Origin of the sequence: Ruegeria lacuscaerulensis (assembly GCF_013033355.1) — a bacterium.
Taxonomy (GTDB): domain Bacteria; phylum Pseudomonadota; class Alphaproteobacteria; order Rhodobacterales; family Rhodobacteraceae; genus Ruegeria; species Ruegeria lacuscaerulensis_A.
The window spans coordinates 374,692-399,249 of sequence record NZ_WQDY01000003.1 but is presented as its reverse complement, the minus strand read 5'-3'; the positions used below and the strand labels follow the sequence as shown (position 1 = coordinate 399,249).

Annotated in this window: 27 protein-coding genes; 12 read left to right on the top strand and 15 right to left on the bottom strand. The window is 58.8% G+C overall.

All coding sequences use genetic code 11. From position 1 onward, the window contains the following. Positions 1 to 170 precede the first annotated feature (170 nt). The 7 genes from GOW48_RS08135 to GOW48_RS08105 all read left to right on the top strand — a co-directional run bounded on the left by GOW48_RS08135 (position 171) and on the right by GOW48_RS08105 (position 7,027). Positions 171 to 617: a paraquat-inducible protein A gene (locus tag GOW48_RS08135; RefSeq protein WP_170752820.1), complete on the top strand. Its 447-nt coding sequence runs from the start codon at positions 171 to 173 to the stop codon at positions 615 to 617. A 156-nt stretch (positions 618 to 773) separates the two neighbouring features. Continuing rightward, the gene (locus GOW48_RS08130; RefSeq protein ID WP_170752818.1) at positions 774 to 1,556 is read left to right on the top strand and encodes a DNA repair protein; all 783 of its coding nucleotides are present in this window, start codon (positions 774 to 776) and stop codon (positions 1,554 to 1,556) included. Between the two features lie 121 nt (positions 1,557 to 1,677). Then, entirely contained in the window at positions 1,678 to 3,039 is a 1,362-nt protein-coding gene (gene radA / locus GOW48_RS08125; RefSeq protein WP_170753005.1) for a DNA repair protein RadA, read from the top strand. 41 nt (positions 3,040 to 3,080) lie between these two features. Beyond that, positions 3,081 to 3,677 (top strand): CvpA family protein, encoded by a 597-nt coding sequence (locus GOW48_RS08120; protein WP_170752817.1) that lies wholly within the window; start codon positions 3,081 to 3,083, stop codon positions 3,675 to 3,677. Positions 3,678 to 4,303: 626 nt separating this feature from the next. Then, complete coding sequence (gene purF / locus GOW48_RS08115; RefSeq protein ID WP_170354362.1) at positions 4,304 to 5,827, top strand: amidophosphoribosyltransferase; 1,524 nt, start codon at positions 4,304 to 4,306, stop codon at positions 5,825 to 5,827. A gap of 265 nt (positions 5,828 to 6,092) precedes the next feature. Next, positions 6,093 to 6,341 carry a hypothetical protein gene (locus GOW48_RS08110; RefSeq protein WP_170752815.1) on the top strand — a complete coding sequence of 83 codons (249 nt, stop codon included), beginning with the start codon at positions 6,093 to 6,095 and terminating at the stop codon, positions 6,339 to 6,341. A gap of 41 nt (positions 6,342 to 6,382) precedes the next feature. Then, complete coding sequence (locus GOW48_RS08105) at positions 6,383 to 7,027, top strand: SDR family NAD(P)-dependent oxidoreductase (RefSeq protein WP_170354364.1); 645 nt, start codon at positions 6,383 to 6,385, stop codon at positions 7,025 to 7,027. A gap of 63 nt (positions 7,028 to 7,090) precedes the next feature. Here the strand turns inward: GOW48_RS08105 and GOW48_RS08100 are convergent, their stop codons facing one another. The 4 genes from GOW48_RS08100 to GOW48_RS08085 form a co-directional block, all read right to left on the bottom strand. Further along, positions 7,091 to 7,933, bottom strand: coding sequence for an ATP-binding protein (locus GOW48_RS08100; protein WP_170752812.1), 843 nt, complete (start codon positions 7,931 to 7,933; stop codon positions 7,091 to 7,093). Between the two features lie 111 nt (positions 7,934 to 8,044). After that, positions 8,045 to 8,917 carry a twin-arginine translocase subunit TatC gene (gene tatC / locus GOW48_RS08095; RefSeq protein ID WP_170752810.1) on the bottom strand — a complete coding sequence of 291 codons (873 nt, stop codon included), beginning with the start codon at positions 8,915 to 8,917 and terminating at the stop codon, positions 8,045 to 8,047. Continuing rightward, complete coding sequence (gene tatB / locus GOW48_RS08090) at positions 8,914 to 9,372, bottom strand: Sec-independent protein translocase protein TatB (RefSeq protein ID WP_170752808.1); 459 nt, start codon at positions 9,370 to 9,372, stop codon at positions 8,914 to 8,916. The genes tatC and tatB overlap by 4 nt, the downstream gene beginning before the upstream one ends. Positions 9,373 to 9,378: 6 nt before the next feature. Then, on the bottom strand, positions 9,379 to 9,594 hold the full coding sequence (locus tag GOW48_RS08085) for a twin-arginine translocase TatA/TatE family subunit (protein ID WP_170354368.1): 216 nt from the start codon (positions 9,592 to 9,594) through the stop codon (positions 9,379 to 9,381). A 219-nt stretch (positions 9,595 to 9,813) separates the two neighbouring features. Between GOW48_RS08085 and GOW48_RS08080 the strand changes: the two genes are divergently transcribed. Together GOW48_RS08080 and GOW48_RS08075 are read left to right on the top strand one after the other, a co-directional pair. Continuing rightward, positions 9,814 to 10,119 (top strand): hypothetical protein, encoded by a 306-nt coding sequence (locus tag GOW48_RS08080; RefSeq protein WP_170354369.1) that lies wholly within the window; start codon positions 9,814 to 9,816, stop codon positions 10,117 to 10,119. Between the two features lie 21 nt (positions 10,120 to 10,140). Beyond that, positions 10,141 to 10,812, top strand: a complete 672-nt coding sequence (locus GOW48_RS08075) for a helix-turn-helix transcriptional regulator (RefSeq protein ID WP_170752806.1) — start codon at positions 10,141 to 10,143, stop codon at positions 10,810 to 10,812. A 61-nt stretch (positions 10,813 to 10,873) separates the two neighbouring features. Here GOW48_RS08075 and GOW48_RS08070 read toward each other — a convergent pair whose 3' ends face one another. The 8 genes from GOW48_RS08070 to GOW48_RS08035 form a co-directional block, all read right to left on the bottom strand. Beyond that, the gene (locus GOW48_RS08070; RefSeq protein ID WP_170752804.1) at positions 10,874 to 12,037 is read right to left on the bottom strand and encodes a M23 family metallopeptidase; all 1,164 of its coding nucleotides are present in this window, start codon (positions 12,035 to 12,037) and stop codon (positions 10,874 to 10,876) included. Between the two features lie 63 nt (positions 12,038 to 12,100). After that, on the bottom strand, positions 12,101 to 12,751 hold the full coding sequence (locus GOW48_RS08065) for a protein-L-isoaspartate(D-aspartate) O-methyltransferase (protein WP_170752802.1): 651 nt from the start codon (positions 12,749 to 12,751) through the stop codon (positions 12,101 to 12,103). After that, positions 12,748 to 13,530, bottom strand: a complete 783-nt coding sequence (gene surE, locus GOW48_RS08060; protein WP_170752800.1) for a 5'/3'-nucleotidase SurE — start codon at positions 13,528 to 13,530, stop codon at positions 12,748 to 12,750. Before surE ends, GOW48_RS08065 begins: the two co-directional genes overlap by 4 nt. 121 nt (positions 13,531 to 13,651) lie before the next feature. Continuing rightward, on the bottom strand, positions 13,652 to 14,737 hold the full coding sequence (locus GOW48_RS08055; protein ID WP_170752798.1) for an ABC transporter ATP-binding protein: 1,086 nt from the start codon (positions 14,735 to 14,737) through the stop codon (positions 13,652 to 13,654). 80 nt (positions 14,738 to 14,817) lie between these two features. After that, positions 14,818 to 15,876 (bottom strand): methyltransferase domain-containing protein, encoded by a 1,059-nt coding sequence (locus GOW48_RS08050; protein ID WP_170752796.1) that lies wholly within the window; start codon positions 15,874 to 15,876, stop codon positions 14,818 to 14,820. A gap of 87 nt (positions 15,877 to 15,963) precedes the next feature. Continuing rightward, positions 15,964 to 17,073, bottom strand: a complete 1,110-nt coding sequence (locus tag GOW48_RS08045) for a hypothetical protein (protein WP_170752794.1) — start codon at positions 17,071 to 17,073, stop codon at positions 15,964 to 15,966. A 3-nt stretch (positions 17,074 to 17,076) separates the two neighbouring features. After that, on the bottom strand, positions 17,077 to 17,856 hold the full coding sequence (locus GOW48_RS08040) for an SDR family oxidoreductase (protein ID WP_170752792.1): 780 nt from the start codon (positions 17,854 to 17,856) through the stop codon (positions 17,077 to 17,079). Positions 17,857 to 17,926: 70 nt separating this feature from the next. Next, positions 17,927 to 18,289, bottom strand: a complete 363-nt coding sequence (locus tag GOW48_RS08035; protein ID WP_170752790.1) for a nuclear transport factor 2 family protein — start codon at positions 18,287 to 18,289, stop codon at positions 17,927 to 17,929. A gap of 109 nt (positions 18,290 to 18,398) precedes the next feature. Between GOW48_RS08035 and GOW48_RS08030 the strand changes: the two genes are divergently transcribed. The 3 genes from GOW48_RS08030 to GOW48_RS08020 all read left to right on the top strand — a co-directional run bounded on the left by GOW48_RS08030 (position 18,399) and on the right by GOW48_RS08020 (position 22,548). After that, complete coding sequence (locus GOW48_RS08030; RefSeq protein ID WP_170752788.1) at positions 18,399 to 20,003, top strand: peptide chain release factor 3; 1,605 nt, start codon at positions 18,399 to 18,401, stop codon at positions 20,001 to 20,003. Positions 20,004 to 20,021: 18 nt separating this feature from the next. Continuing rightward, positions 20,022 to 20,960, top strand: a complete 939-nt coding sequence (locus GOW48_RS08025) for a glycosyltransferase family 2 protein (protein ID WP_170752786.1) — start codon at positions 20,022 to 20,024, stop codon at positions 20,958 to 20,960. Positions 20,961 to 21,144: 184 nt separating this feature from the next. Beyond that, complete coding sequence (locus GOW48_RS08020) at positions 21,145 to 22,548, top strand: DEAD/DEAH box helicase (protein ID WP_170752784.1); 1,404 nt, start codon at positions 21,145 to 21,147, stop codon at positions 22,546 to 22,548. Here the strand turns inward: GOW48_RS08020 and GOW48_RS08015 are convergent. From GOW48_RS08015 to GOW48_RS08005, 3 genes are read right to left on the bottom strand one after another with little or no spacing between them, the layout of a single operon-like run. Beyond that, on the bottom strand, positions 22,545 to 23,447 hold the full coding sequence (locus GOW48_RS08015) for a DMT family transporter (protein WP_170752782.1): 903 nt from the start codon (positions 23,445 to 23,447) through the stop codon (positions 22,545 to 22,547). The genes GOW48_RS08020 and GOW48_RS08015 overlap by 4 nt on opposite strands. Positions 23,448 to 23,468: 21 nt before the next feature. Beyond that, on the bottom strand, positions 23,469 to 24,347 hold the full coding sequence (locus GOW48_RS08010; protein WP_170752780.1) for a fatty acid desaturase: 879 nt from the start codon (positions 24,345 to 24,347) through the stop codon (positions 23,469 to 23,471). Beyond that, positions 24,340 to 24,543 carry a DUF2061 domain-containing protein gene (locus GOW48_RS08005; protein WP_170752778.1) on the bottom strand — a complete coding sequence of 68 codons (204 nt, stop codon included), beginning with the start codon at positions 24,541 to 24,543 and terminating at the stop codon, positions 24,340 to 24,342. The genes GOW48_RS08010 and GOW48_RS08005 overlap by 8 nt, the downstream gene beginning before the upstream one ends. Positions 24,544 to 24,558: the final 15 nt, after the last annotated feature.

The following is a 24,558-nucleotide window of genomic DNA, read 5'->3' as shown; positions in this document are numbered from 1 at the left end:
GCAGACGGACCGTATACGATTTTTATCACAGGATCAGGCACTGCAACTCCAAGAAGAATGACTAAACCCCAAAGCACTTAAACATGGGCAATTGCGACCTCAATGAAAAACTTGCGACTGGATTTGTCGGCCCATAGATGTTGGCAACAAGAACCGGATTTACCAATGCAATGACCCTCCGCCTCGCCACCCTCTCGCTCCTGATCCTCTACCCCATCGCATGGTTCGCCCCGCTGATGCGCGCGGGCCTCCTGCCGATCTTCGGCCTAAGCGAAATCAGTGTCATCACCGGCCTGCAATCGCTCTGGAAATCCGATATCTTCCTCGCACTGGTCGTCACAGTCTTCGCGCTCTTCGCGCCTTACGTCAAAACCATCGGCACCGCACTGATCCAATGGAACCTGCTGGACCCGCGCGTCCAGCCCGCGCTCAACATCCTCGGCAAGCTGGCCATGGCCGATATTTTCCTGATCGCGCTCTACATCACGCTGGCCAAGGGCATCTCTTACGCGACCATCGAAACCGCATGGGGTCTTTACCTGTTCACGGGCTGCATTCTGGCCTCGCTGGCATTGGGACATATTACAGAGATGACATCCGCCTCACGAAAAGCTTAAAGCTAATTGATTGAAAACATTTACCCAAGTATCATCTTAATATTTCGAGCAGCAACAAATAGTAGTTTTCGGGTCCGTGGCGGATCTCTGTCTGTACGTTAAGTCTACTCCGCTTCGGCTCCGGTGTGTTCCGGTTCTAGAAGGAGATCGACAACCATGGCCGCCCTCCAAAACATAACATTGCAATTTCAGAATGCCTTTTTAAGACTGACCTTTATCGTAATCTGCGCGGCTGCGCTTGCGGCCGTGACGACCACCGCCTTATCGGCATTTGGGGTCCTGCCCTGGCTGTCCATGCAAGCCGGATTCGGCACCACACCGGCTATAGATGCGGGCATGTTTATCCAGATCGGATTGACCGCACTGATTCTCATGCTGGCCTTCTATCTGCCCGCAAACGGTCGAATGATGGCGCTTGAGAATGCGCATCGCAAGTTCGCGATGAACATGCATGACATCACCTACGCCTACCAAATGGCCCATGCTGCAGACCGAGGTGACACATTCATGATGTCGTCTGAATTCGACGCGGTCAAAGAGCGTATTGCCTTTCTGCGCCAACATCCCGACCTCCAATCGCTGGAGCCGGAAATCCTCGAACTGGCCGCGCAAATGAGCCAGATCAGCCACGAACTCGCCGTCACCTACAGCGACGAACGCGTGGCGCGGGCACGTACGTTCCTCCAGCAGCGCCAAGAAGAGATCGAGCAATTCCAGCAGCGCATCGGTGACGCGCAAACCATTCAGCAAGAACTGCGGCAATGGACCCGCGATGTCGAGATCGAGGAATCGATCGCCAAATCGCAACTCGCCCGCCTGCGTGACGAATTGTTCGACCTGTTGCCTGAGTTGTCCACGCAACTGCAATCGCAGTCGGACGAGCACAAGTCCACCGAATCCAGTGTCATCGCGATGTCGCCCCCTCGCGCCGCTGAATAGGCGCCACAGGCGCCCGCCGCGGACGATGGCCCGCAGGGCTTGAGGACGTGGCGCGCCACCGGCGGAAATGAAAGCCCGCAAGGGCTTGAAGAACCGCCCCACCTCGGGCACCAAGGGCCGCATGGCAAAGACGACTTTTTCATGCTCGGCCTGTGGTGCCACGCATTCCCGCTGGTCCGGCCGCTGTGACGGCTGCGGCGAGTGGAACACGATCATACAAGAAGCCCCCCTTTCGGCTGGCCCGGCCAAGAAATCCCTCGGCGGCAAGCGGGGCCAGACCATCGCACTCACGGACCTGTCGACCGAGGAAACCCCTCCGCCTCGCACAATGTGTGGGGTCGAGGAACTGGATCGCGTGCTGGGCGGTGGCCTTGTCCCCGCCTCGGCCCTGCTGGTGGGCGGAGATCCGGGCATCGGCAAATCCACCCTTCTGTTGCAAGCCGCCGCACGGTTTGCTCGTGCTGGCGTCAAGACCATCTATGTCTCGGGCGAGGAAGCCAGCGCCCAGGTGCGGATGCGCGCCCGCCGTCTGGGACTGGAGGACGCGCCGGTGCAACTCGCGGCAGAAACAAACCTGCGCAACATCCTTACCACGCTTGAAGCGGAAAAACCCGGCCTTGCCATTATCGACTCGATTCAGACCATGTGGGCGGACAATGTCGACAGCGCCCCCGGATCGGTGTCACAAGTAAGGGCAGCAGCGCATGAATTGACCACGTTTGCGAAACGACATGGCATTTCGATCATCATGGTCGGCCATGTAACCAAAGAGGGTCAGATCGCAGGCCCCCGTGTCGTCGAACACATGGTTGACACTGTGCTCTATTTTGAAGGGGAACGTGGCCATCAGTTCCGTATCCTGCGTGCGGTGAAGAACCGTTTTGGTCCTGCGGACGAGATCGGCGTTTTCGAAATGACGGGTAAAGGACTGGCCCAGGTCACGAACCCCTCTGCCCTGTTTTTGTCCGAGCGCGGAACACCCAGCCCTGGCTCGGCGGTATTTGCCGGAATCGAAGGAACGCGCCCGGTTTTGGTTGAATTACAAGCACTTGTCGCGCCATCACCACATTCGCAACCGCGTCGCACGGTCGTCGGGTGGGACAGCGGTAGACTTGCTATGATACTGGCGGTGCTTGAAGCCCGCTGTGGCGTCCCCTTCACTGGGTTGGACGTATATCTAAACGTTGCAGGCGGATTAAAAATTAGCGAGCCGGCAGCAGACCTTGCCGTTGCCGCCGCTTTGCTGAGCGCGCGCGAGGATACAGCTCTGCCTTCAGACACCGTTGTATTCGGGGAAATCTCTCTGTCAGGTGCTCTAAGACCAGCTGCACAAACCGAAAATAGGTTGAAAGAAGCCCAGAAACTTGGTTTCACATCAGCCATAGCTCCGGCAGGTGGCAAAACTGGCACTGTGGCAGGTCTGACACTCACCCGCCCCTCTGATTTGGTAGGGTTTGTTGGCGAAACCTTCGGAGCAGGTTAAGGTAACGCCTTAAGAGGCTGAAAAAATTACAGGCGAGGGCCATGGAAGGTTTTACAATTATTGACGGGGTGGTTGCCCTGATCATCGTGGTGTCGGGCCTTCTGGCCTATTCCCGCGGTTTGTTGCGTGAGATTCTGGCAATTGCGGGATGGGTCGCAGCCGCGGTACTGGCCTTTATTTTTGCACCTCAAGCGGTGCCATTGGTGAAAGAGGTTCCGGTCGTCGGAGATTTCTTGCAAGACAGTTGTGAATTGTCTGTTATCACCGGTTTTGCGGCGGTCTTTGCGGTGGCGCTGATCGTGGTCAGCATCTTCACCCCTCTATTTTCGTCGCTTGTGCAACGCTCAGCCCTGGGTGGTTTGGATCAAGCACTTGGCTTCTTCTTCGGGATCGCGCGCGGCATCCTGCTGGTCGCAATCGCATTCTTTGTCTACGATACCGTCATGACAGGTCAGTCATATACGATCGTCGATGAAAGCCGCTCGGCCAAGGTGTTTGAACAGTTCAGCGGTCAGATCGAAGAACAGAACCCCGAAGCAGCGCTCGGTTGGGTGACACGCCAATACGAGGAGTTGGTGGCAAGCTGCACAGAAGGCGGCGAGGTCACACCCGAAGCCGCCCCGGCAACCACAGAATAAGCGAAAAGCCCGGCATGGACCGGGCTTTTTTTTGGGCAAGACTGTATTGCTCAGGTGAACCCTTCACCCGCACAGACCGTGCATTTGATGTTTTTGAGCCCAAAACACCCGGTACACCGTGTAAAGATTGGTTTTCCGTGAATGTCTCGGCTTTTGACAACTTCGCCCGCGCCGTTGCAAATCGGACAGGGAGACCGACCCATGCCACGGCATCGGTGACATCTGCGTTTTGGCTGTGTTTCTTTTTTTTGTCCTTGTTTGTGTTGCCACATGGGTAGGTCCGTCCGAATGGTATCAAAACAGAAAATTGGTAATCACAGAAATGACAGCACATGCGGCCTGACCTGTCACTGTTTGAAGCGCAATTCCCGCAAAAACCACCTGCGTCAAATCGCAATTGTGATCCTTTGATGACACAGGCACCGTAAGGCATTATGTGAGAGCCGAACTGACATGGAATCGGAGCTGCCGATCTTGCTGTATCTGTTTTCTCACGTGCCCGCCCCTGCAAAGGACAAAGCGCGCGCATTCAACGCCTGTCAGGCGATCGAGTCCTCAGATACTGCCATCCAGCACCACCAGTCACCGAAACCTCTCAAATCGTCATAGAAAATTGGAGCCCGTACATGTGTGGGATTTTGGGGATCGCAAGCAGGACACATGATGTCTTTGCGGAAATCTATGACGGGCTGCTGATGCTGCAGCACCGGGGGCAAGACGCCTCGGGGATCGTCACATATACCGGAGAGTTCTTCCGAGAGAAAAAGGCCAACGGTCTGGTCAAAGACGTGTTCAACGCCAAGGACGCAGAAACCTTGCTGGGCAAAGTTGGCATGGGCCATGTACGCTATCCGACCGCAGGCTCGCTCAGCGCGGCCGAGGCACAGCCTTTTTTCGTCAATGCGCCCTACGGCATCTATCTGGTCCATAACGGCAACATCACCAACACCGCCGAACAGCGCGAAAAGGTGACCGCTAAATACAGCCGCCACCTGCGCACCACTTCGGATTCCGAGATCCTGCTGAACGTGCTGGCCGACAAGGTCGCCGATGCGATCAAGGTTAACGGCAATGCAGAACCGATCCGCAACCTGTTTGCCGGCGTCAAGATGACAATGGAGCGGGTACAGGGCGCCTATTCGGTGATCTGTCTTGTCGCAGGCGTCGGAATGCTGGCCTTCCGTGATCCCTATGGCATCCGACCGCTTTCGGTCGCCAAGCGTGATGTGGATGGAAAGGGTGACGACTATGCCTTTGCCTCTGAGGATGTGGCCTTTGGCATCAACGGCTTTGACAAACTACGCGATGTGAAACCCGGCGAGGCGATCTTGATCGATCTGGACGGCAACATGCACACATTCCAGGCGGTTGATGGGCAACTGACGCCCTGCATTTTCGAGTATGTTTATCTGGCGCGTCCGGATTCGCTGCTGGATGGGGTTTCGGTTTACAAAACCCAAATGCGCATGGGTCAAACACTGGCCCGACAGATCGAGGCCGCCGGTCTGGATATCGACCGCATTATTCCTGTGCCGGACAGCGCCCGTCCCGTCGCGCTGGAGGTCGCCAAGGCAACTGGCATCCCATACCGCGAGGGTTTGGTAAAGAACCGCTATGTGGGCCGGACCTTCATCATGCCCGGTCAGGAAGAGCGTCAAAAATCTGTGCGCCGCAAGCTGAACGCGGTTCCGTTGGAGTTCAAAGGTCACAACGTGCTGCTGATCGACGATTCCATTGTGCGCGGCAACACGATCAAGAAAATCGTGCAGATGTGCCGCGAGGCCGGAGCGAAGAAAGTCTATATCGCCAGCGCCTCGCCGCCTGTGAAATATCCCAATGTCTATGGCATCGACATGCCCACCAAGCATGAGCTGGTCGCTAATGGCAAGGATATTGAAGAAATCCGGCAGGAACTGGGCGCGGATGCATTGTTTTATCAAAACCTCGACGATCTGATCTGGGCGGCCAAGGAAGGAAACCCCGAGATCGAGGCTTTTGACTGTTCGTGTTTCGACGGAAATTACATCACTGGCAGCGTCAGTGGGGATTACCTGGACACGCTGGAAAACAGCAGCCGCGTCAGCAAAAAACGCGAGGATATGCAGGTACCCGGCGGATCGTGGAACGCCGCAAAACTGGCCTCGGGTTAGTTTATATACCGAATCGGCAATGACGAAGGCCCGCGTCACTGAAGTGATGCGGGCTTTCTTTTTGCCCGTGCATACTGGATCGGTGGGTTTTCGCCCACAACTCTGCGGCGAAGAAAACGTAAGCTCAAGGGCTTCTCCACGGGCACATTCGCTGTCGTTTTCGTGATCCCCCAAGGGGGTTTTTCTTACTGGTTGGCTTTGTTAAGGCCCCGCCTACCAAGCACTCACAACAAGGGATCGGGCCGCTGCGGCCCGGCCGGAATTTATGTCGAACGCCACCGTCAAAAGCGCGGCCACGCAAAAAAGCGCGCTTAAAAAGAACTCTGTATCCCTCCTTGGGGTCTTTGGCCCGAAATCGGATTTGCGCGCGCTCATGCGATTGTCGTCGGGACGAGTGAAAGAGGTCAAGCCCGGCAGCCGCGTATCCTCGGGCACTGTGGTGGCAATTGATCCGGATGGCGTGATGCTGCGACAAAGCGGCCAGACCCGGCGCATCGCCATTCCCGGCAGCTAAACCGACTTGACGCCCTGCCTGCGGGGGTTCAAACCGCTGTCATGACCGATCAGACCAAAATTGCCCTAATCACTGGGGCGTCACGGGGCTTGGGCGCTGCTCTGGCCGAGGCGCTGGCCCCCGAGTACCACATTGTCGCTGTCGCCCGTACCACCGGTGGGCTGGAAGAGCTGGATGACCGTATTCAGGCCAAAGGTGGCGCGGCCACGCTGGCCCCCATGGACATCGCCGACCCGAACGCCATGGCGACGCTGTGCCGGGGTATTCATGATCGTTGGGGCAAGGTGGATCTGTGGCTGCACACGGCTGTTCACAGCTCGGCTCTGACGCCTGCGCACTTTATCGACCCGAAGGAATGGGCAAAGGCCGTCAATGTGAATGCCACGGCGACTTCGGTTTTGATTCCCTATATCGCTCCGTTGCTGGGCGAGAGCGGTCATGCCGTGTTCTTTGACGACCCCAAAGCGGGCGACAAGTTCTATGGCATCTATGGCGCGACCAAGGGCGCTCAGATGGCTTTGGCCCGCAGTTGGGCGGCCGAGACCGAGCGCACAGGGCCACGTGTGTCGATTGTGGAACCTGCGCCCATGCCAACGGCCGTGCGCGCGCGGTTTCATCCCGGCGAGGACCGTGATGCTTTGACGAGCCCTGCGGATGAGGCGGCCCGGATTTTGGCGTCTCTATAAGGGAATGGCCCTTGCGGGCCATGCCTCCGGCGGGGATATTTTTAGCCAGATGAAGCGGGCGGATCAGCCTATATGCGCGCCGGTGCGCCCGGCCAGATCGACGAAGAATTGCCACGCTACACGGCCAGAACGAGCGCCGCGTGTGGCCTGCCATTCGATGGCTTCTGCGCGCAGGGTGTCGGGGGCGACGTTGACGCCATAGGCGGCGCAGTAGCGGTTGATCATGGCGAGGTATTCGTCCTGATCGCAGGGGTGGAAGCCCAGCCAAAGGCCGAAGCGGTCGGAGAGTGAGACTTTTTCCTCGACCGCCTCGGACGGGTTGATGGCGCTGGAGCGTTCGTTTTCGATCATGTCCCGCGGCATCAGGTGTCGGCGGTTCGAGGTGGCGTAGAACACCACATTTTCCGGGCGACCTTCGATACCGCCGTCCAGCACCGCCTTGAGCGATTTGTAGTGTTGGTCATCATGGCTGAACGAAAGATCATCGCAGAACAGGATGAACCGATGCGGCGCGGCCCGCAGATGGTTTAGCAGACGCGCGACCGAGCCCATGTCCTCGCGCTGAAGTTCGACCAGTTTCAGATCGGGGTATTCATCTTGCAGGCTCCCGTGGACCGCTTTGACAAGGCTGGACTTACCCATACCCCGCGCACCCCAGAGCAACGCATTGTTTGCCTTGTACCCAGCCGCAAAGCGCCGTGTGTTGTCCAGAAGCGTGTCGCGCGAGCGGTTGATGCCCACCAGCAGGTCCAAATCGACCCGGTTCACCTTGGTTACTGGTTCCAGCCGGTCAGGGTCCACATGCCAGACAAAAGCCGGGGCCGCGCCGAAATCAGGGGCTGCCAAGGGGGCTGGAGCCATTCGCTCCAAGGCATCAGCAATGCGGTTCAGGGCTTGGTCATCCATCAGGGCCTCCGGCTGTTTTGGGGTTCAAACCATGATCAGATGCAAGCGGCAAGACCCGCGCATAAAAAAGGCGCGCCACGAATGGGCGCGCCTGATCCGGGTTAAGCCGGTTTACTTGCTTTCTTCGTCGACGATTTCGGCATCCGCCTCTTCTTCGTCGTCATAGTAGCCGTCAGCGCGCAGCTGTTCTTCGCGCTTTTTCTCGACACGGGCCACGAGGAAGATTGAGATTTCGTACAGTCCGTAGACCACCACGAACAGGATCACCTGAGTAATCACATCGGGCGGTGTTACCAGCGCGGCAAGCACCAGAATAGCGACCACCGCGTATTTGCGAACCGAGCCCAAACCTTCAGCCGTTACCAGCCCCGCCTTGCCCATCAGCGTCAGCAGAACCGGTAGCTGGAAACACAGACCAAAGGCTACGATGAACTTGATCGTCAGGTTCAGATATTCCTGTGCTGAGCCCTGAAAGACCACGCTCAGCGGTGCGGCGGTTACGCCATCCGTCACGGCCTCCCCTTCAGCGCCGAATTGTTGGAAGCCAAGGAAGAAGTCATACGCCAGCGGAGTAACCACATAAAAGGCAAAGCTGGCCCCCAATAGGAACATGAAGGGCGAGGCCAGCATGAACGGCAGGAACGCGTTCTTTTCAGACTTATACAATCCCGGAGCCACGAACCGCCACATCTGCATCCCAATATAGGGAAAGGCCAGAATGAACCCACCCAGCAGCGAGACCTTGATGGCGACAAAGAACCCTTCCTGCGGCGAGATGAAGATCAGCCCGCAATCCTGCCCGCGTTCGGCCAGAACGTCACACAACGGTTGCGTCAGAAAGTTGAACAGCGGGGTGGCCACTGTAAAGCAGATGATCATCCCGATCAGAAACGCCACGACGCAGTGGATAAGCCGCGTACGCAGTTCTGCCAGATGCTCGATCAATGGGGCCGAGCTGTCCTCGATCTCGTCGGTCTTGGTCATGATTTGCTTTCGGTTTTCAACGCGGCCTCGGCTTCTTCGGCTTTGGCCAGGGCGTCAGCGGCCTCTTTCGCCTTGCGCTCGGCGGCAGCGCGCGCGGTCGAGGCTTGAATCTTCTTGGCCTGCTCGGCGCGTTCGGCTGCCAGTTTGCCGGTTTCGCTGTCGGAGTCGAACTTGGTTGGGTCCATGCTCTTGGCCAGATCCTGCGCGGCCTCTTTCACGCCGTCCATGGCGCTGCCGACAGGGTTGGTGGCCGCGTTCAGACCCTTCTTGATGTCATTGACGCCCGCCTGGTCAGCAGCCTCGTTCATGGCGCTGGAAAACTCGCGCGCCATGCCGCGAGCCTTGCCGACAAACCGCCCCACATTGCGGAACAGCACCGGCAGGTCCTTTGGCCCCACAACGATCAGGGCAACAACGCCGATGACCAGAAGCTCGGTCCAGCCCAGATCAAACATCTGCGCTTAGGCCTTGTCTTTGTCGGTCTCGGGGGTAACGTCCTTGGCCATCTCGGACGCGTCCTGTTCCAGCTCATCCGCGCCCTCTTTGACGCCCTTCTTGAACGAGGTGATGCCTTTGCCCACTTCGCCCATCAGCGAGCTGATTTTGCCGCGGCCAAACAGAACCAGAACCACAACGGCGATCAGCAGCAGGCCGGGAAGGCCGATATTGTTAAGCATGTCTTGTCTCCTTCTACATCGACGCCACGCGTCGGGAATGTTGTTTGGCCATGTGTCTACGCCTGACGAGCCGTGGACAACAGTGCGCCAGATCAAATCCGCGTTCGAATTCGCTCCGTTCACGCGTTTTTTGGGCGCTGGATTTCTTCTACTGACAGGTTTATGTCAGTTGCATGTGACTAGGAAGAGATCATCGAAACCTGGTCAACGGAGATTGAAATGACCCATGTTGCCGAAATCGTCACCTTTTCCCTCGCAGACAGCACCACGCCCGAGGCGTTCGTGAAGCTCAGCCAATCCACCGAAGCCTTCGTGCGCGCGGCCCCCGGCTTTGCGCATCGACAGCTGAGCCAAGGCGAGGATGGCCGCTGGACCGACTACGTCGTCTGGACTGACATGAAAGCCGCACAGAATGCCGCCGCGCAGTTCCCACAACAAGACTTCGCCGCTGCCTTGATGACGGCGATCAAACCCGACAGCATCCAGATGCGTCACGAGAAAGTGCTATGGAACATGACCGCTTAAACGCGGTCCGGACGGCGTGACATGCGCCGCACGGATCGCCTGTTTGACATCATTCAAATCCTGCGCGATGGCAAACTGCACCGCGCGCAGGACATCGCGGACCGCCTCGAGGTGTCGGTCCGCACGATCTATCGCGACATGGACACGCTGGTCGCTTCAGGCGTCCCGGTCGAGGGCGAGCGCGGCGTCGGCTACATGGTGCGCGAACAGATCACCCTGCCCCCGGTAAACCTAACCCCAGCCGAGCTTGAGGCGCTGAACCTCGGCATGGCCATCGTGGCCCAAGCCGCCGACCCCGAGCTGAAAGCCGCCGCTGAGACGCTGGCCGACAAGATCGACGCCGTGCTGCCGACGCAAGTCGTCGCCGAAGCAGATACCTGGAAATTCGCCGTCTACCCCTTTGCCGATGCTGCGCGTGGGTTGGCGCATATGGCCCCGATCCGCGCCGCCATCAAATCACGCCAGAAACTGCACCTCAACTACCGCCGCATCGACGGCGTGCTGACCGAGCGCACGATCCGCCCGCTTCATATGGAATACTGGGGCCGCGTCTGGACACTCACCGCATGGTGTGAGCTGCGAGACAGCTTCCGCGTCTTCCGCATTGACCTGATCGAAGCCATCCGCCCCCTGCCCGAACTGTTCACAGATGAGCCCGGAAAACGCCTCAGAGACTTCGATCCGCAAACCTGATCCGTCCTTCATCTGGCAGAGAATATCCCTGCCAGAAGCATGGCTCGGACCGGGCCATTTTCTATTTCAAAAACGGCTCTGGATCGACCGCTTCGAACCCTTTGCGAACCTCGAAATGGACATAGGCATTGTCACCATCCCTTAGGGCTGCAATTCTCTCGCCTCGCCGCACCCGATCGCCCTTTTTGACTGTTATGCCTTCGACATTTGCATACACGGTGAGAAGGTCATTGTTGTGCTTGACCACGATGATCGGCACCTGATCGGCATCCGCGGTGATTGCAGCCACGGTTCCGGCCTCGGCGGCCTTAACGGCGGCGCCCGGTGCAGCAGCGATATCGATGCCTTCGTTCTGACCTTTCTTATAGGTACGAATGATTGTCCCGGTCACCGGCAAACCCAGCGCCGAGTTGCGCTGATTGGTCGGTGCCTCAGCCGTTACATCCGGCGCAGGAACCGGTGCAGCGACCTGTTCGTCTGGCAAAGGCTGAGTCGCACTTGGCGGCGTTGGAGTGGGTGATCCTTGCCCCGGCTGCGTGACATTGGTTGCTGGCACAGCGGCCTGTTGCGGCGCGGACTGCGTCTTGATCGGGATCAACAGGAACTGACCTTCCCGAACCGTAAAGTCGGAATCCAGACCATTCCAATCCGCCAGCGCGTCCACTGGCACGTCATAAAGGCGCGAGATCGTGAACGCAGTCTCGCCGCGTTTCACCTTGTGCCTGATGGGTTCGGGTCCTGACGGCGCAGCAGGAGGTGCTGGTGTCGCGGTGGGCTGCGCAGGCGCCAAGGTCGACGTGCGGACCGAACCATCCGCTGGTGCCTCATCGATGGCGGTCCCTGCGATTGTCGCAATATCGACCGAGCTTGCCGAACTGACCGTGCGCGGCAGAGCGATTACTTCACCGTCCCGCAACGTATCAGTGGGTTTGAGGCCGTTGAACGTGGCCAGCTCTGCTTCGGGCAAACCCACCCGCGCTGCGATGTCACTGACCTTGTCACCCCGGCGCGCAACGGCAACTTGATAAGTCGGATAGGTAATCACGCCGCGCGCATCCGGCGGCGGGCGGTTCGTGGTGGCCGTCTGGGCCGCATCCGTGGTGGAAAACCCTCCGATCTGACCGCGAAGATCATAGTCAAGCGGGCCTTCGCACCCGGCTAATACGGCCAGCGCAACCATTCCGGTCGCGCAGCGCATCATCGCTGATTTGGAAACTGCTCTCATCTTTTTTCTGTCCTCATCACCTGCCCCTGTTGATCGGGGTTCCGGTGGGTTTTCAAAAAGCCTCTACGCCTCGTCTTTGCCCAATCCCTCAAGCAGGGGAACAAACCGAACGGGCAATAATTCATCATAGTCCAGGCCGGTTTCCGTTCGCCGAACCCGGATCAATGTTTGAACCGTATCCGACTGCCCGACCGGCAAAACCATGATACCGCCGATTTTGAGCTGCGCCAAGAGCGGCCCTGGCGGGTCCTCGGCCGCCGCAGTCACAATGATACGATCAAACGGAGCCTGTTCAGGCAAACCGAATGATCCATCGGTCAGCATCGCTGTCACATTGGTCAGGCCCAACTCGCGGAACAGGTCGCCGGTTTCGCGCACCAGCCGCTTATGTCGCTCGACCGTGTAGACCCGGCGTGCCAGTTTAGACAGGACAGCCGCCTGATATCCGGACCCGGTCCCAATTTCGAGCACCGTATCCCGAGGTCGCACATCCAGCGCCTGAGTCATAAGTCCCACGACCGAAGGCTGACTGATCGTCTGGCCACAAGCAATCGGCAGCGGCGTGTCCTCATACGCTCGGTCCGCGAACAAACCCTTGACGAACTTGCCGCGATCAATCTGCTCCATCGCTGCCAATACGCGCGCATCCGTCACCCCGCGAGAGCGCAGGGCAAAAAGGAACTGCATCTTTGTTTCTGCACTCAACCCGGTCATTCGATTGTCTTTAGTGCCTCAAGCGTGTCATGCGCTGTCAAATCCGCCCGCATCGGTGTGACCGAAATATAACCCGCCAGATTGACTGCCGCATCCGTCCCCGGCGCGGTCGGGTTGTGCTGATACCCGCCCTTGATCCACAAGAACCGCCGCCCCGATGGCGAGCTGTGCGGCTCGACAGAGAAATGTGTGTCACGGCGATATCCTTGGGCCGCCACGCGAGTGCCCAGAACCTCGTCGGCGGGAACGGGCGGGAAATTTACGCTGTAGAACAGACGATAATCGCCCTGCTCGGCTGGCGTCGCATCCAAGATTTTGCGCACCAGATCGGCCCCAAACCGCGTTGCGGCCTCGAATGGGTCATCCAGCCCCAAATTGCGCGGGCCAAAGTATTGCGACAAGGCAATCGCAGGGACACCCTGCAAAGCGGCCTCCATCGCGCCACCGATCGTCCCGGAATACAGCGTGTTTTCAGCCGAGTTGTTGCCCCGGTTTACCCCTGACAACACCAGATCAGGCGGCGCATCCTTCATCACGTCATGCAAACCAGCCAGCACGCAATCAGCGGGCGAGCCCTCGGCGGCGTATCGGCGTTCACCCAGTTTAGCGACCATCATCGGGTGCGTGTAACTGATGCAATGTCCGACGCCGGATTGCTCGAACGCGGGCGCAACGACCCAAATCTCTCCGTCCGGCCCGGCAAGCTCGGCGGCAATCGCCTCAAGAGCGATGAGACCCGGTGCATTGATGCCATCATCATTGGTTAGAAGAATACGCATATGCCCCATCCATCCCTGCGTTTTTCCCTTGATAGACCCGGCCCCGCGCCTCGGCAAGCGACGCGCACACGCAAACTGCGGCTTTCACGCATCAGCTGGGTCTAAATTGCCACGTCAGGAATTATTCGGGGAAAACAAAGCAACGGTCGCGGCGAATGGTCAGCCACATGACACGCCCCGGCTGCGGAACAAAGACGTTCGGCACAGTGGCTTTCAGGATTGAACCGTCATAGTCCATGCGAAATTCGACCAGGCTTTCATTACCCAGAAAGCGCGCCCGCTGGACAACGCCACGCGCGGCCACGCCATCGGTCGGCGTGGGCAGCGGCCCTTTGCCGTTACGGTCGAAATCCAGTTTGACATGCTGCGGTCGGAAGACGATCTCAACGTCCGTGCCGTCAGGTACGCCCGGCGCAAGAAACTGCCCGAATGGGGTTTCCGCCAGGGCCCCATTAACTTGCGCCCTCAACACATTGACATCACTAAAGAATGCCACCGCCGCTTTGTCCGCAGGCCGGGTATATACATTATAGGGCGCGCCCTGCTGCACGATCTTACCACGCCGCATCAGGGCAATCTCATCGGCCATGCGCATCGCCTCTTCGGGCTCATGCGTGACCAGAACCACGGCGGCGTCTTCTTCTTTGAGGATCGCCAGCGTCTCATCCCGGATACCGTCGCGCAAACGGTTATCCAACCCCGAGAACGGTTCGTCCATCAACATGATCCGGGGACGCGGCGCCAAAGCCCGCGCCAGTGCGACCCGCTGTTGTTCGCCGCCCGACAGATGATGCGGATAGCTGTCGACGAAGCGCATCAGATCAACCTTCGTCAGCAGCTCCTCGACCCGCGCGCGTTTTTCGTCCTTGTGGCCCTTCAGACCAAAAGCCACGTTGTCGGCCACGCTTAGATGGGGAAACAGGGCAAAGTCCTGAAACATTAGCCCAATCTCTCGCCGCTCGGGCGGGACACGAAACACCGTGTCGCAGATCAGCTTGCCATCCACATAAATCTGGCCGGACTCCTGCATCTCGACCCCGGCGATCATACGCAGCGTGGTCGACTTGCCGCAGCCAGACGGCCCTAGCAGACACGTCACCTGCCCCGCCTGAACACTTAGCGACACGTCATCCACCACCACACGCCCTTCGTACCGGGCGACCAGATTGCGGATTTCCAGACGTGGAGGAGTAGAATTCACTTTCACCGAAGGACCCCGTAGCCTTTCCCGATCATTTCCATCGGGCTTAGGCGGGGATAGCAACCCCGCCCGTCAGGCGCAAGCGATCAGCAGCAACCGCCCGAGGCGGCCTCACCAGTGCTTGTACCCGTGGCTTCGAACGGACTTTCGCCACCGCAGCCTTCGAAAATGCCGTAATGGGTTGAGAAATCGCCAATAAACTCGAAATGGCGCGCAAATCGCGTGTCTTTCAGCATCATCCAGGTGTTGCCACAGACCGGAAAAACCTTGCCCGCCTCAATCGCGTGATGGTCGTCCAGCTCGAACAGATGCGGCGCATGGGGGATCGTGCCTTTGTAGATCACCGCTTGGCCGTAATCCTCGCAAGCTGGTTCCAGCTCGGGAAGTTTGAACAGACGATACGTGGCCGACAGGAAGCTCAAGGGCGCAACGCGCTCTTCCAGCACCGGGTTTTCGATGGTCAGCGGGCGATGCGTCACTCGGCGTGGATCGGCAAACCCGGCCTTGCGCGAGATCGACAGGAAATCATTCCAGTAAAGCGCGCCCGACAGGCACTCCCCATACAAAACCTCATCCTCGGCCATTGCGGCGGGGATGCGGCGGTCAGCATAGACGTCCGAGAAATACATCTCGCCGCCATCTTTCAGCAGACGGTGCGCGCCGCGCAGAACGGCCTCTTTATCGGTGGCCAGATTGATCACGCAGTTCGAAACGATGATGTCGAAGGAACCGGGCTCAAGGTCCAGCTCGTCCAGCTTTTCGATATAGCCGTGGTGGAATTCCACATTTGACGCACCATGGCCGAGCGCCTGCGCGTGGTATTCTTGATGAGCGCGGGCCACATCCAACTGTTCGGGCGTCATGTCCACGCCGACCACGCGGCCATTTTCGCCGACCATCGCCGACAGCGCATAGACGTCGCGCCCGGCACCACAGCCCAGATCAAGGATGCTCATCCCTTCCAGATCCAGCGGTGCAATTAGACCGCAGCCATAGTAACGCGTCAGCACATCATCATGAATTTTTGAGAGAATTTTCTTTACATGATCCGGCATGTCATCGGGCGTGCAGCAGGCATTGGTCTGCAAATCCGCGCTACTTTGAAGGACGTCACCGTAATAGTTCTGCACCGATTCATGCTTCATCGAAGGTATCCCTTGTGTCTGGTAGGGGATCAGCTAATGCAGCAAGGGCCGTGGCGCAATCCGCACATGTGCGATTTTACAAAAGCGTTACCCGAGCAGGTAGAAATCCACGGCAGCGCGCACCTGCCCGTTCACCTGAACCTCCAGCCGGTGTGGGCCTGGCACCAGTTTGAACGTGGTCGCATTGCCCTTGAGCTTGTGGGTCTTGCTTAGCGTCAGCGCACCATCCCGCAGCGCGGTCTGTTTCAACTTGTGCACCTTGGCCGAGGTTTTACCGCCAGGGCGTTGAAAGTGAATGATATAATCCACGAGAATGGGCTGGTCTCCGGCACCACTGAGCGCCACATCGAAATTCAGCGCACCCCCGATCCGGGCATCGCCTTGCACCTGAATATAGGCCGAAATCGCCGCGTCAGGATCGTAGCCCAGCATCTTCATCGCGCCGGGATGTCCCGCTTTCACCAATCCACGCAGGGTGTGACTGGTCATCCAGCGCAACTCATCTGCGTCCTGCCCGCCCTCGCGCCATTGCTGCAGACGGTCCAGCACCAGATCGGGGTCTTTCTTAGTGACGTCGTTTAGATGGTTCGCCACAGACCGCGTCACATATCGCGTCGGATCGCTGTGCAGCCGATCCAACAAAGGCAACGGGTCGGTCAGTTCCAGGCCCACCGCCTGCCCCCATGGCAAACGCGGGCGGGTGCCTTCGCTGACCAGACGCCGTACGTGATAGCTGTCATGCGCGCACCAAGCCCGCATCCGCTCCAACACCTTGTTTTGATGGGTGTTCAGGAACGGGCGAATGGCCCATTCCATCGAGAATCTCTGCGTCAGCTCCTCAAGCACGTCCAGCGCCAGATCGGGATGGTCGAGACCAACGGCCACAACCCAATCACCCAAAGGCGCAAAGATGAAATCGCCGAAATCATCATCCGTTTTGGTCGGGTCCAGCGGTGGCGGCAATGCTCGCAGCAGCGTGGGCGCAATGTCCGGCAGCGCGCCGGGGAAAGCCTGTTGCAGGCAGTCGGCTATCCACGCCATGCGCTCTTTCAATTCCAGATCCAGCAGGCGGGACATGACCTGCTCCTCGAACGCCTCTGCCTCGAAAGCGGGGTCGGCTGCCGAAAAAAGCCCCGCCAGATAGCGGGTCTTTTCTGCATTAAACAGCTGGTCTTTCAGTGAAAAGTTTTGCGCCATCGCCTACATCGTCAAGTTAGTTCCGCCGCCGTCCAAGAGGATGTTCTGGCCCACGATAAAGCCCGCATGTTGCGAACACAGAAAGGCGCATGCGGCCCCGAATTCCTGCCGTGTGCCATATCGGCGCGCCGGGATTGTGGCGGCACGTTCGGCACGGGCGTCTTCCATCGATATGTTTTTCTGCAGCGAAACTGCACTATCTAGGGACTCCGCGCGGTCGGTGGCGTGGATACCCGGCAGCAGATTGTTGATTGTCACCCCTTGCGGAGCTACCTGCCGCGCGGTTCCCGCGACGTAGCCGGTCAACCCAGTCCGCGCCGCGTTCGACAGCCCCAGCACAGCGATCGGTGCGCGCACCGATTGCGAGGTGATATTCACCACACGACCCCAACCCTTGTCCATCATTCCCGGCAGCAGTACCTTCATGAAGGCAATCGGCGTCAGCATGTTGGCGTCGAGGGCCTTGATGAAATCCTCACGCTCCCAATCCGACCACATGCCCGGAGGCGGCCCACCCGCATTTGTCACAAGGATATCAACACCCTGTGCGGCGTCGGTCACCTGCGCCTGCCCCTCGATCGAGGTCACGTCGCAGGCCACCGTCTGAACATCAACGCCATAGGTGTCCCGCAAGCGCGCGGCCTCGGCCTCAAGCGCCTCGGCTCCGCGGGCGTTCATGACCAGATTGACACCGGCCTCGGCCAAAGCTTCGGCACAGCCCAGACCCAAACCCTTGCTGCTGGCACAGACCAGCGCGCGTTTTCCTTTGATACCCAGATCCATTTGATCCTCCCCATCTGTTGTTGCCCACATGTCTAGCACTGGCCCGATGGGGAAAACCAGTCGTTAGAGATCAGTAAAAGAACTCTTCCCGAACGATCTTGCCATTTGCGACGTGATAGACACCAACTTCTTTCATATCAAAGACTTCGCCAGTTTCCTTCACCTTGCCTTGCACTTCAAAGATCACGGCAAAGCGGTCCTCACCATGTGGCATCGGATCACTCACCGATGCGCCCGAGACCTCATGCGCGCCTTCCCACCATTCATGCTTGCCGCGGATTGCATCCCGGCCATGGGTTTCGCGACCCATATCCATGAAATCCTGCGCCTCGACCGAGACGGCATCTTCAGCATAGAGCTTTTCAAGATTTTCCTTGGCGCGGTCCTCGCGGCAGCCTGCGACCAGTTCGGCGGCGATTTCGTTCAAATTCATTGATACTCTCCATTATTTGTTCACTATATGTTCCTATTGCCATAGGTACTCGATTCGAACCACCCCCTTTGTCTTGCCTCGGCGGGTTTCCCCGCCTATACGCGCGGTCATGCTTGATACCTCGAACCAACCCACCCTTCCACCCGAGATCGCCCGTCGTCGGACTTTCGCGATCATCTCGCACCCCGATGCGGGTAAGACGACGCTGACGGAAAAGTTCCTGTTGTACGGGGGCGCCATCCAGATGGCTGGTCAGGTACGCGCCAAGGGCGAAGCGCGGCGCACGCGCTCGGACTTCATGCAGATGGAGAAGGATCGTGGTATCTCGGTTTCCGCCTCGGCCATGTCGTTCGACTATGGGAATTTCCGGTTCAATCTGGTGGATACGCCCGGCCACAGCGATTTCTCCGAAGATACCTATCGCACTCTGACCGCCGTGGATGCTGCCGTGATGGTGATCGACGGCGCGAAAGGTGTTGAGAGCCAGACGCAGAAACTGTTCGAGGTTTGCCGCCTGCGCGATCTGCCGATCCTGACCTTCTGTAACAAGATGGACCGCGAAAGCCGCGATACATTCGAGATCATTGACGAGATTCAGGAAATGCTGGCCATCGACGTCACGCCCGCCGCGTGGCCGATTGGCGTGGGGCGCGATTTCATCGGCTGCTATGACATGCTGCGCGACCGGCTGGAACTGATGGACCGCGCCGACCGCAACAAGGTGGCCGAAAGCATTCAGATCGACGGTCTGGACGACCCAAAGCTGGCGGAACACGTCCCCGAACATCTGCTGGAGAAACTGCTGGAAGAGGTTGAGATGGCGCGTGAATTGCTGCCCGCGCTGGACCCTCAGGCGGTGCTGGAGGGGCATATGACCCCGATCTGGTTCGGCTCGGCGATCAACTCGTTTGGTGTCAAAGAACTGATGGAGGGCATCGGCGCCTATGGCCCACAGCCGCAGGTGCAATCCGCCGAGCCACGTCAGATTGCGCCGGATGAAAAGAAAGTGGCTGGGTTTGTCTTCAAGGTGCAGGCCAATATGGACCCCAAGCACCGCGACCGGGTGGCATTTGTGCGGATGGCGAGCGGCCATTTCAAGCGCGGCATGAAGCTGACCCATGTGCGGTCCAAGAAACCCATGGCAATCTCAAACCCAGTACTATTTCTGGCGTCCGACCGGGAACTGGCCGAGGAAGCCTGGGCCGGTGACATCATCGGCATCCCTAACCACGGCCAACTGCGAATCGGCGACACGCTGACCGAGGGCGAAGCAATCCGCGTCACCGGCATCCCGTCCTTCGCACCGGAACTGCTACAAACCGTCCGTCCGGGCGACCCGATGAAGGCCAAACATCTCGAGAAAGCCCTCATGCAATTCGCCGAAGAAGGCGCGGCCAAGGTGTTCAAACCGTCGATCGGGTCGGGCTTTATCGTCGGCGTCGTCGGCGCGCTGCAATTCGAAGTGCTAGCCAGCCGGATCGAGATGGAATACGGCCTGCCCGTACGGTTTGAGGCGTCTCAGTTCACATCCGCCCGCTGGGTCAGTGGTGACAAGCTGGCGGTGGACAAATTCGTCAACGCCAACAAACAGCACATCGCGCATGATCATGACGGTGACATCGTCTACCTGACGCGTCTGCAATGGGATATCGACCGGGTCGTGCGGGACTATCCCGAGCTGACCCTGACTGCGACCAAGGAAATGATGACGTGACCGGCCAAAGGGCCGCGCATGGGCGCTAAACCGACCTGGGCAATTGTCTCGACGGTCCGGGGGGCGGCCCCGGACATCCTGCGTTTCGTGGCCTATCACCTCGACCTAGGGGTGGATCGTATGCATGTCTATCTGGACGAGCCCTGCCCCAAGGCCTTCAACGCCCTGAACCGGCATCCAAAGGTTGAGGTCCGCGATTGCGACGACGGGTTCTGGGCCAATCGTCAGCGGGCGCGACCCGACGAGCATCAGGTGCGCCAGACAGCCAATGCCTCATTCACTTATCGAAATGCCAGCGAAGACTGGTTGCTGCATATCGATCTGGACGAGTTTCTGTGGCCCGACCGCCCGGTAACCGATCTGCTGGCCGGGGTCGCACCGGATACCCCCTTTGTCCGTGTCCGTCCGGAAGAGGCGGTGGCCGAAGCCAAGCACCTGTACAAAGCCTATATTCCCTCGGGACCTGATCGCGCCGCGACGGTGCAGGCGCTCTATCCCAACTATGGGTCTTTCGTGAAGGGCGGGTTTCTCAGTCACCTGCAAGGTAAGGTTTTTGCCCGCACCGGTTTGCCGGGCATCAACTTTCGCATTCACGGGCTGTTCCAAAATGGAGAACGCCTGATCTGTAAAGCGGAACTTGCCGAGGCTGCGCTCTGCCACCGGCACGCCCCGGATTGGGATCACTGGCTGGCCCATTACCGGTTCCGACTTGAGCGTGGGTCATACAAACCCGGAATGACGCCAAATGTCCCGCGGGATGAGGGCGGGATGAACATGAACGAATTGCTCAGCTGGATCGAAGCCGAGGAAGGTGTCGACGGCTTGCGCGCGTTTTTCGATGAGATCAGCGGCGCGCAGCCCGACGTGCGGGCACGGCTTGAACAACACGGGTTGATCCGGCATCGGCCACTGGATCTGGACCAAAAGCTTGCGAAACACTTCCCTGGAAGCATCTGAATTGTTGCATTAAATCTGCACAGTATCGGAGCACAGGGGTCTGAAACCCTCTTCATTTGACCCTGCCCAACGTTTTTGTTATGTCCCGCCTCAGCCGAAATGCGCGGGATGCGCATGGCCATCCGGGCCCGGCACACATTCATACGCGCGGGCCAGGTCTAGTGTCCGCAAAAACCGGACATACATGACAAAGTTTAACGAACTGAACCTGAACCCGAAGGTCCTCAAAGCCATTGAGGAAGCCGGATACGAAACCCCCACCCCGATTCAGGCCGGAGCGATTCCACCTGCCCTTGAAGGCAAGGATGTGCTGGGCATCGCCCAGACCGGCACCGGCAAAACTGCCAGCTTCACGCTGCCGATGATCACCCTGCTGGCCCGTGGCCGCGCACGCGCGCGGATGCCGCGCTCGCTGGTGCTGTGCCCGACGCGGGAACTGGCCGCGCAGGTGGCTGAGAATTTCGACACCTACACCAAGCACCTGAAACTGACCAAAGCGCTGTTGATCGGCGGCGTCAGCTTCAAGGAACAGGAAGCGCTGATCGACCGGGGCGTGGACGTTCTGATCGCCACTCCGGGCCGCCTGTTGGACCATTTCGAACGTGGCAAACTGCTGCTGACCGGTGTTCAGATCATGGTGGTGGACGAGGCCGACCGAATGCTGGATATGGGGTTCATCCCCGATATCGAGCGCATTTTCTCGCTGACACCTTTCACCCGTCAGACGCTGTTCTTCTCGGCCACCATGGCGTCCGAGATTGAGCGCATCACCGACACTTTCCTGTCCGCCCCTGCCCGGATCGAGGTTGCTCGTCAGGCCACCGCTTCCGAGACGATCGAACAGGGCGTGGTCATGTTCAAAGGTGGCCGCCGCGACCGCGAGGCCAGCGCCAAGCGCAAGGTTCTGCGCGCGCTGATCGACGCCGAGGGTGAAGGCTGCACCAACGCTATCATTTTCTGCAACCGCAAGACGGATGTGGATATCTGCTCGAAATCGCTGAAGAAATACGGCTATAACGCCGCCGCTATTCACGGCGATCTGGATCAGTCGCAGCGCATGAAAACGCTGGACGGATTCCGCGACGGGTCTCTGCGCCTGCTGGTAGCCTCGGACGTGGCGGCACGGGGGTTGGATATCCCCTCGGTCAGCCATGTGTTCAACTTTGACGTCCCCGGCCATGCCGAGGATTACGTGCACCGCATCGGTCGCACCGGTCGAGCGGGGCGCGAGGGCAAGGCGATCACAATCTGCTCGGGCCGCGATGAAAAGGCGCTGGATGCGATTGAGAAGCTAATCCAGAAGGACATTCCCCGGCTCGACAATCCGGTCAAGGAAGAGCCCAAGGACGAAAAGCCCAAACGCGAGAAGAAGGCCAAGCCGACCGACGAGGCAAAGGCCGACAAAAAGCCCGAGCGCAAGAAGGACTCGGACCGCAAAAAGGACAAAGAACCGCGTGGCCGTGGCCGCCGCAATGATTCAGGTCCGGCGGTTGTTGGCATGGGTGATCACCTGCCCAGCTTCATCGCGCTGAGCTTTGACGAACGCCGCGCAGGCGTAACGGCGCTGGCCGAGGCGGACGCCTCTTAAATCGTCAACACAAGTGCCAGGATTGAAGCACCCAGCAATGCCATACCGGCGATCTCGCGCCGGGTGATGGTTTCGCGGAAGAACAGGATCGAGGCAAACAGGCTGAGGATCAGTTCGACTTGCCCCAGCGCCTTAACATAAGCCGCATTCTGCAATGTGAAGGCGAAGAACCAGCAAAACGACCCGCTCAGGCTGGTGAGGCCCACGAAGATGCCGGTGCGCCGCGTATCCCACACTGCGCGCAGTTCTGCGCGGTCGCGCCAAAGTAGCCACAGCCCCATGCTGACGAATTGGAATGTCACAACAACGGCCAGTGTCACCAAAGCGCGGAACCATGCGTCGATCTCGCCAAGCTGTAGTGATGCGCCCCGGTAGCTGACCGAGGAAAAGGCGAACAGAATCCCCGACCCCAGCCCCAGCCGTGACGCGCGGTTGGTCAGGTGTTTCCACCACGCGCCGTCGCCTCCGGGGTTTTTCGACAGTAGCAGAACTGCAGTCAGGCCCATCAGAATGGCGACTAGCGCTCCGGCTGAAATCTGATCACCCAGAACGAGGAAACCGACGATAGCGGTCTGGATCACCTCGGTTTTCTTGAAGGTGATCCCGACCGCGAAGTTGCGCTGCTTGAACAAGGCGACCACACAGATGGTTGCCAAGATCTGCGTTGTGCCGCCAATGGTCGCGAACAGCCAGAACATCGGTGGCATCGAAGGCAAAGACAGGTCGCTGAGCCGCAGCGCGACCCAAAGCGCCAGAACGGCCAACGGCATCGAATAGGCAAATCTGGCAAAGGTCGCACCTGCGGCGGACAATTTCACGCTGCTCAGTGATTTTTGCAGCATAAACCGCACGGTCTGAAATGAGGCGGCGGCGATGGTGACGGGTATCCAGAGGCTCATACCGCCCCTTGTGGCCGCAATTTACCCCTTTGGCCAGAGCGGATGGGGCACTGGGTCTTTGGCCCTTAGGAAATGGGCTCGAAACACCTGCGCGTAAGAGCGATAGACATAAGCCTCGTTCCGCGCCAAGTACGTTTCTTGCCCTGCGCGATACAAGGCGGGCAACCGGTACCACGGCGCCGCTGGATTCATGTGATGAACCACGTGCAAGTTGTTGTGAAGAAAGAGAAATGCCAAGGGTCCCCGATCTTCGATGATCACCGTACGAGCCGAAGCCCGATCATGGGCGCGGTGCTCAAGAAAGGTTCGGATCTTCACCAAGCCTAGCCCCAGATAGGCAGCCAGAACATAGGCCCAGATTGGCATGGGCGACAGCGACACAATCCACAGCACCACCAAAACACCGCATAGATGGAATACCCAGGCACGCAGGATTTCAGACTTGAAAACGCAGCGTAACTCATTTCGCATGAACACAAATTGACCAATGGCCGGACCCAGCACGATGCGCCCCAGTAACGTATTGTTCACTGCAAGCAAGCGTTTCTGCCAACCGCGCAGGCCTGCCCAGACCTGTGGGTCCAGATAGTTCGATTCCGGGTCATCATAGGGGTCGGTCAGCGTCGCGTCACGATGATGCGCCAGATGCTGGTCGCGGAACCGGCGGTACGGAATGAACAGCGTCAACGGCAACGCCATCAACGCCTCATTCAAAGCCTTTTGCCGAAAGGGATGGCCGTGGATCGCTTCATGCGTCAGCGAGGAATGCAGTGCTGCGACAACGCCAACCAATGGCACGGCGGCCCAAACCGGCAAATAAAACAGCATCGCCAACCACGCCCCATAGCACCCAAGGATCAGGGCAAGGGTGCCCCATTCAAGCCCTGCACGCTCAGACATTGCGGCCCCATGAGATACCTGCCCATATACGTTCGTAAATCACGTAGAGCGTCAGGCCGATGGCCGTGTTGACCAAAGCCAAGCCGCCCCCGATCGCCGCTGATCCGGTTGCGATCAACCCCACAAAACTCATAACGACAAGGCCCACCGCATTCCACAATACGGCCTTCACGACTGATCTGCGTCGTGTCTCCATTCCGTCACCCATATT

Excerpts from the sequence above, each read along its gene's own strand:
- GOW48_RS08135 (WP_170752820.1), top strand. The coding sequence starts at position 171 with ATGACCCTCCGCCTCGCCACCCTCTCGCTCCTGATCCTCTACCCCATC.
- GOW48_RS08130 (WP_170752818.1), top strand. The coding sequence starts at position 774 with ATGGCCGCCCTCCAAAACATAACATTGCAATTTCAGAATGCCTTTTTA.
- radA (WP_170753005.1), top strand. The coding sequence starts at position 1,678 with ATGGCAAAGACGACTTTTTCATGCTCGGCCTGTGGTGCCACGCATTCC.
- GOW48_RS08120 (WP_170752817.1), top strand. The coding sequence starts at position 3,081 with ATGGAAGGTTTTACAATTATTGACGGGGTGGTTGCCCTGATCATCGTG.
- purF (WP_170354362.1), top strand. The coding sequence starts at position 4,304 with ATGTGTGGGATTTTGGGGATCGCAAGCAGGACACATGATGTCTTTGCG.
- GOW48_RS08110 (WP_170752815.1), top strand. The coding sequence starts at position 6,093 with ATGTCGAACGCCACCGTCAAAAGCGCGGCCACGCAAAAAAGCGCGCTT.
- GOW48_RS08105 (WP_170354364.1), top strand. The coding sequence starts at position 6,383 with ATGACCGATCAGACCAAAATTGCCCTAATCACTGGGGCGTCACGGGGC.
- GOW48_RS08100 (WP_170752812.1), bottom strand. The coding sequence starts at position 7,933 with ATGGATGACCAAGCCCTGAACCGCATTGCTGATGCCTTGGAGCGAATG.
- tatC (WP_170752810.1), bottom strand. The coding sequence starts at position 8,917 with ATGACCAAGACCGACGAGATCGAGGACAGCTCGGCCCCATTGATCGAG.
- tatB (WP_170752808.1), bottom strand. The coding sequence starts at position 9,372 with ATGTTTGATCTGGGCTGGACCGAGCTTCTGGTCATCGGCGTTGTTGCC.
- GOW48_RS08085 (WP_170354368.1), bottom strand. The coding sequence starts at position 9,594 with ATGCTTAACAATATCGGCCTTCCCGGCCTGCTGCTGATCGCCGTTGTG.
- GOW48_RS08080 (WP_170354369.1), top strand. The coding sequence starts at position 9,814 with ATGACCCATGTTGCCGAAATCGTCACCTTTTCCCTCGCAGACAGCACC.
- GOW48_RS08075 (WP_170752806.1), top strand. The coding sequence starts at position 10,141 with ATGCGCCGCACGGATCGCCTGTTTGACATCATTCAAATCCTGCGCGAT.
- GOW48_RS08070 (WP_170752804.1), bottom strand. The coding sequence starts at position 12,037 with ATGAGAGCAGTTTCCAAATCAGCGATGATGCGCTGCGCGACCGGAATG.
- GOW48_RS08065 (WP_170752802.1), bottom strand. The coding sequence starts at position 12,751 with ATGACCGGGTTGAGTGCAGAAACAAAGATGCAGTTCCTTTTTGCCCTG.
- surE (WP_170752800.1), bottom strand. The coding sequence starts at position 13,530 with ATGCGTATTCTTCTAACCAATGATGATGGCATCAATGCACCGGGTCTC.
- GOW48_RS08050 (WP_170752796.1), bottom strand. The coding sequence starts at position 15,876 with ATGAAGCATGAATCGGTGCAGAACTATTACGGTGACGTCCTTCAAAGT.
- GOW48_RS08045 (WP_170752794.1), bottom strand. The coding sequence starts at position 17,073 with ATGGCGCAAAACTTTTCACTGAAAGACCAGCTGTTTAATGCAGAAAAG.
- GOW48_RS08040 (WP_170752792.1), bottom strand. The coding sequence starts at position 17,856 with ATGGATCTGGGTATCAAAGGAAAACGCGCGCTGGTCTGTGCCAGCAGC.
- GOW48_RS08035 (WP_170752790.1), bottom strand. The coding sequence starts at position 18,289 with ATGAATTTGAACGAAATCGCCGCCGAACTGGTCGCAGGCTGCCGCGAG.
- GOW48_RS08030 (WP_170752788.1), top strand. The coding sequence starts at position 18,399 with ATGCTTGATACCTCGAACCAACCCACCCTTCCACCCGAGATCGCCCGT.
- GOW48_RS08025 (WP_170752786.1), top strand. The coding sequence starts at position 20,022 with ATGGGCGCTAAACCGACCTGGGCAATTGTCTCGACGGTCCGGGGGGCG.
- GOW48_RS08020 (WP_170752784.1), top strand. The coding sequence starts at position 21,145 with ATGACAAAGTTTAACGAACTGAACCTGAACCCGAAGGTCCTCAAAGCC.
- GOW48_RS08015 (WP_170752782.1), bottom strand. The coding sequence starts at position 23,447 with ATGAGCCTCTGGATACCCGTCACCATCGCCGCCGCCTCATTTCAGACC.
- GOW48_RS08010 (WP_170752780.1), bottom strand. The coding sequence starts at position 24,347 with ATGTCTGAGCGTGCAGGGCTTGAATGGGGCACCCTTGCCCTGATCCTT.
- GOW48_RS08005 (WP_170752778.1), bottom strand. The coding sequence starts at position 24,543 with ATGGAGACACGACGCAGATCAGTCGTGAAGGCCGTATTGTGGAATGCG.